The organism is Bordetella sp., assembly GCF_051960075.1.
In the GTDB taxonomy this organism is placed as follows: Bacteria; Pseudomonadota; Gammaproteobacteria; order Burkholderiales; family Burkholderiaceae_B; genus Bordetella.
In genome coordinates this window covers 1-5348 of record NZ_JBQCER010000061.1, presented here as the reverse complement: position 1 = coordinate 5348, position 5348 = coordinate 1, and the positions used below count along the sequence as shown (strand labels likewise).

Genomic DNA, 5348 nt, shown 5'->3' with positions numbered 1-5348 from the left:
CCGCCCACGCCGGCTCCAGCCCGTCGCGCTACCCAAACCGTATATAAAAATACCGGCGCTCCGCCACGCTCCAATAAACAAAAATCCCTCGCCAAATGCCTCAGCAAGGGACTTTTGCTCCGTATCGCCCCGCTATTGCAGGGCGGCATGCCTGGCGTTAAGAACTTAGTGAGCCAGGCGTTTGGCGATGGCGGCAACGCGGGCGCCGTATTGACGGGCAGTCTCGAGGTCGCCCGACGACATGGCATCGGCACCGGCGTCCGAAGGCGACTGAATCAGCGCGCCGACCGAAGCCCCCAGGTTGTTGACGTCGTTGCGGGTGGCTGCTTGCGTATTGGCCGGGGGCAGGCCCAGGCTGACCCAAATTCCGCCGTGCTGCGAAGCCAGGGTTTGCAGCGTGATCAGTGAGACCTGCTTGTCGCCGTTGAGGCTGGCGCTGTTGGTGAAGCCGCCGAAGACCTTGTCCTGCCAGGCGCGAGTGAACCACTTCTTGGATGTGGCGTCTGCGAACTTCTTGAATTGCCAGGCCACCGAACCCATGTAGGTCGGCGAACCGAAAATGATGGCATCGGCGCCATCCAGAGAGGCCCAGCCTTCGTCGCTCAGATTGCCTTCCGCGTCGATGGCGAGCAGTTCGGCGTCAGCGCCCTGGGCGACGACTTCCGCTGCACGTTTGGTATGGCCATAGCCGGAAAAGTAGACGACGACAGTTTTGGTCATGAATAAACTCCTGGAGTGATGAGGGGCCGCAGAGGAATACGGCCATGTCCAGGACTCTACGCGTCTTGCCGACAGGCAACAATGAGCGCCAATGGAACAGTATGTTCAGCAGTGCCGCAGACGATAAAGCCTCGCCGATACGATTCGGCAAGGCTCCGAAGACAGGCAAAAGCGGTCAGACAGTAGCCGGGATGGTCAAGCCGCGCACTACCGCCGGACGGGCCAGGAAGGCCTTGAGTACGCGCTTCACGTTGGGGAAGTCGTCGATGCCCACCAACTCGCCCGCTTCGTAAAAGCCGATGAGATTTCGGATCCACGGGAACGTGGCAATGTCGGCGATGGTGTAAATCTTGCCCATGATCCAGTCACGGTCTTCCAAGTGCTGATTGAGCACGATGAGAAGCCGTCGCGACTCGGCTACATAGCGATCGCGCGGTCGCTTGTCTTCGATGTCCTTGCCGGCGAATTTGTTGAAGAAACCCAGCTGGCCGAACATGGGTCCGATGCCGCCCATCTGGAACATCAGCCATTGCAGGGTTTCATAGCGGCCGGTCGTGTCTGCGGGAATGAACTGCCCGGCCTTGCCTGCGAGATAAAGCAGGATCGCACCCGATTCGAACAGCCCCAGGGGTTTGCCGTCGGGGCCGTTCGGGTCGAGGATGGCGGGGATCTTGTTGTTAGGGTTGAGCGAAAGAAACTCCGGCGACATCTGGTCGTTGGCGGAGAAATCCACGCGATGGGGCTCGTAAGGCAGGCCTGTCTCTTCCAGCATGATGGAAACCTTTACGCCGTTGGGCGTGGGCAGGGAATAGAGCTGGATGCGATCAGGGTGGAGCGCGGGCCATTTGCGCGTAACGGCGAAGCGAGACAGGGCAGTCATGAAGTTGCGTCCGAAAGTGAATTTAAGGGCGAAGCGCAGGCTTTTTCGAAGAGCCCGCTTGGCGGATCATCTTATGCTGGAAATTCGCCGTCGAGATAGAGCCATCGGCCGTTCATGCGCACGAAGCGACTGATTTCGTGCAGGCGCGCGGCCCTGCCGGCGTCGCGCCTGCGCGCTACGAATTCGACTGTGGCGTGATCAGGATCTTGCTGCGCATGGGCAACGATGCGCAAGCCCAGCCATTTACATCCTGGAGGATTAGGTTCGAGGGCGTGGGGCCGCGTGTCGGGGTGCCAGGTTTGCAGCAAATAATCGACCCTGTCCAGCACGAAGGCGGCATAGCGCGAGCGCATAAGGGCTTCTGCAGTCGGAGCTTGAAGATGCCGAGGTCCCTCGTGCCAGAGGCCGCAGCAGCTGGCATAGGCAAGGCCCGAGCCGCAGGGACAGGCTGCATGGATGACCGATTGCCTGGGTTTGCCCGGTATGTCGAAGGAACGGCTCATGCGAGCAGATCTGAGTACTCGGGATGGCGTCGCACATACGCCTCGGCATAGGAGCACAGCGGCAGCACTTTCCAGCCGCGGCTGCGCGCCGTATCGAGTGCAGCGCAGGTGAGATCGGCGGCGATGCCGCGGCCGCCGACCTGGTGCGGAACGCCGGTGTGCAGAATGACCATGCGCTGGCCGTCCACGCGATAGTCGAGTTCACAGTGGTAGCCATCGACGATGCAGGCGAAACGGCCTCGAGATTCGTCGTGAGTGATGTCGATCATGCTTGAGCTCCGTAACCTGCGAACACCGAAGTGACTGGCGAATTGGAGCGGCATGCAAGCTGCGAAACGGGCAACAAGCCGAAGGCGCTGCGTGGGAGCCTGCTCATTCGTTTTATTGTCCTAGCGTGAGGACTCCCCAGAGCGCAGCCATGTCGATCATGCCCAGCCAGCAGGCGCTCCAGAATCCGTAGATCAGCCATTTGACGTCTTTGGGAACCTGAGCCGGATCGACGTGGGAGAGCAGATAATTGGCCTGTCCGATTATCCAGAAGCGGCGTTTGGGAAACGCCAGATGGAGATAGTAATCAAGGACGATGGTGGCGCGGATGGTGAGTGGCAGCTGTTTGAACGGCTTGTATTGCAGATAGGGATGCTGCATGACGGCGTTCACCTTGTCGTGCTTGATGTAGAACAGGAGCATGCCGCAAATGACCAAAGCGGCGAAGCAAAGCAAGAAGATGCCGAATGTGAGCTGAAAGAGGGGGATGAATGCCGGGTTGCTCATGGATCACCCTCGCGTCTGGCCATCGCCGTCGAGTACCCACTTGAGCGTGGTGAGCCCTTCGAGCCCGACGGGGCCGCGCGCGTGCAGACGATTGGTGGAAATGCCGATTTCCGCGCCCAGACCGTACTCGAAGCCGTCGGCGAAGCAGGTAGGAAGGTTGACATACACGGAACTGGAGTCGACCTCGCGCTGGAAGCGCCGCGCCGCCGCCAGGTTTTCAGTGACGATGGCGTCGGTGTGGCCCGAGCCCCAGCGTGCGATGTGCGCCATGGCCTCGTCGATATCGTCGACGATCTTGACGGCAAGAATGGGCGCCAGATATTCGGCGCCCCAGTCTTCTTCGGTGGCAGCGACGGCGTAAGGCAGCAGCGTCTGTGTGCGCGCGCAGCCGCGCAGTTCGACACCGTGATCATGCAGGGCATAGCCCAGTTCGGGTAGGACGACCGGCGCGATGGCGGCATGCACCAGCAGGGTTTCCATGGCGCCGCAGATGCCGTAGCGGTAGGTTTTCGCGTTATAGGCGATCTCGTGCGCCTTGTCGTGATCGGCGGCCGAGTCGACGTAGACGTGGCAGTTGCCGTCCAGATGTTTGATGAGCGGTACGCGGGCTTCCTGGGCCAGACGGGCGATGAGTCCCTTGCCGCCGCGAGGCACGATGACGTCGATGTGCTCGGTCATGGTGACGAGCGCGCCGACCGCGGCGCGGTCGCTGGTTTCCACGACCTGAACGGATTCTTGCGGCAGATCGGCCTCGGCCAAGCCCAGCCTGACGATCTTGGCCAGGGCCAGGTTCGAGCGCAACGCTTCTCGGCCGCCGCGCAGGATGGCTGCGTTGCCGGATTTCAGGCACAGCGCCGCGGCGTCGATGGTGACGTTGGGGCGCGATTCGTAAATGATGCCGATGACGCCCAGCGGCACACGCATCTGCGCTACGCGCATGCCGTTGGGGCGCAGCGTCGAGGCCGTGATGCCGCCGACAGGGTCGGGCAGCGCGGCGACCTGGCGCAGGCCCTCCTGCATCTGGTCGACATGGCGATCAGACAGCGTGAGGCGGTCGAGCAAGGCTGCGTCGAGGCCGTCGCGCTTGGCATCGGCGACATCTTCGGCGTTGGCGGCTTGAAGCGCGTCGCGGTGTTCGGCGATGGCATCGGCCATGGCCAGCAAGGCATGGTTTTTCTGGCGGGTGCTGGCCAGCATGGTGTGACGCGATGCGGCTCGCGCCCGCTGGCCCATGGCTAGCATGGTTTGTTCGATGGTGCTCATGGGTGCGAGTTTAGCCGGTGTTTAATCGCTGGGTTCTTCAGCCGCCGTAGGCGCCTCGAGAACCAAATCGGCGGTTCAAAACGTCGAGCGGGTGTGAATCAACCTCGATTCCCGGCAGCCGCGACGCGCAATGCGAGGCGAGCCATTTCTTCCCAGGCGTCCGAGAGCCGGCCGGCGGTGGGCAAGCCTTTGATGAGACGGTCTACGTCGTGCGCGTGTTGCACGGCGGCAGGCCAGGATTTGGGCGACACGCGCGAAAGCGCCTGCAGCGCCAGGCGTTCGTGGTTGCCGAAGATGCGCAGGCGGCGCATCAGGCCGCCAAGATCCTGTCCCTGTTGGCGGGCTTCGGCCAGCCGCGAGAGCAGGCGGATCTCTTCGCCGACAGCCCATAGCACCAACGGCTCGGCTTCGCCTTCGGCACGCAGGCCGTCGATCATGCGTAGGGTGCGCGCACTGTCGCCGGCCAGCATGGCGTCGCGCAGGCCGAAAACGTCATAGCGAGCCACATTGAGTACGGCGCGCTCGATGTCTTCGCCCGAGAGCTCGCCTTCCGGATAGAGCAGACCGAGCTTCTGGATTTCCTGGTGCGCTGCCAGCAGATTGCCCTCGACTTTGTCGGCCATCCATTCGAGCGCGGCCTTTTCGGCACGTTGATTCTGGCGTGACAGGCGCGAGCCTATCCAGGCTGGCAGTTGCGGGCGTTCTATGGTGGCGATGTCGACCATCACGCTGCTCGCGGCGAGGGCTTGGGCCCATTTGCTGTTGCGGGTTTCTTTGTCGAGCCGCGGCAGGGCGATGATGACGAGGACGTCGGAATTGGGTTGGGCTCGGGCCTGTTCGGCCAGGCGTACAAGGGTCTCGCCGCCGATCTTGCCCGGTTTGCCGCTGTCGAGCTTGATCTCCAGCAGGCTCCGGTCGCCGAATAGCGAGATGGTCTGCGTGGCGGCCAAGGCCGCGCTCCAGTCGCTGCGTGCATCCATGACCAGCGAGGTGCGGTCCGCGTAACCGGCCTGGCGGGCTGCGGCGCGCAATGCGTCGATGGCTTCGATGACCAGGAGCGGTTCGTCTCCCGACACCGTATACAGCGGCGCCACCGGGGGGGCGGCGCGCGCCCCCGGGGCGGCGCGCCAGGGGGGGGGAATTGAATGCGGCCGGTGCGCGCGGCGGGGCGGCCCGCAAAGGGGGGGGGTTTGGGCAGCCCCGCCGGC

At 63.0% G+C, this 5348-nt stretch carries 7 protein-coding genes; all 7 read right to left on the bottom strand.

The window, feature by feature from the left end; genetic code table 11:
• Positions 1-165: 165 nt before the first annotated feature.
• The 7 genes from ACTHJ1_RS10195 to holA all read right to left on the bottom strand — a co-directional run bounded on the left by ACTHJ1_RS10195 (position 166) and on the right by holA (position 5282).
• Complete coding sequence (locus ACTHJ1_RS10195; protein ID WP_440191541.1) at positions 166-720, bottom strand: flavodoxin family protein; 555 nt, start codon at positions 718-720, stop codon at positions 166-168.
• Positions 721-895: 175 nt separating this feature from the next.
• Positions 896-1600, bottom strand: a complete 705-nt coding sequence (locus ACTHJ1_RS10190) for a glutathione S-transferase N-terminal domain-containing protein (RefSeq protein WP_440191538.1) — start codon at positions 1598-1600, stop codon at positions 896-898.
• Positions 1601-1671: 71 nt separating this feature from the next.
• A complete protein-coding gene (locus ACTHJ1_RS10185; protein ID WP_440191535.1) occupies positions 1672-2103 on the bottom strand; it encodes a YchJ family protein in 432 nt (143 codons plus the stop codon).
• Complete coding sequence (locus ACTHJ1_RS10180) at positions 2100-2372, bottom strand: GNAT family N-acetyltransferase (RefSeq protein ID WP_440191532.1); 273 nt, start codon at positions 2370-2372, stop codon at positions 2100-2102. The genes ACTHJ1_RS10185 and ACTHJ1_RS10180 overlap by 4 nt, the downstream gene beginning before the upstream one ends.
• Positions 2373-2484: 112 nt before the next feature.
• Entirely contained in the window at positions 2485-2877 is a 393-nt protein-coding gene (locus ACTHJ1_RS10175) for a hypothetical protein (protein ID WP_440191529.1), read from the bottom strand.
• A gap of 3 nt (positions 2878-2880) precedes the next feature.
• On the bottom strand, positions 2881-4140 hold the full coding sequence (locus tag ACTHJ1_RS10170; protein ID WP_440191526.1) for a glutamate-5-semialdehyde dehydrogenase: 1260 nt from the start codon (positions 4138-4140) through the stop codon (positions 2881-2883).
• A gap of 98 nt (positions 4141-4238) precedes the next feature.
• Entirely contained in the window at positions 4239-5282 is a 1044-nt protein-coding gene (holA, locus tag ACTHJ1_RS10165; protein ID WP_440191544.1) for a DNA polymerase III subunit delta, read from the bottom strand.
• Between the last annotated feature and the right edge of the window lie 66 nt (positions 5283-5348).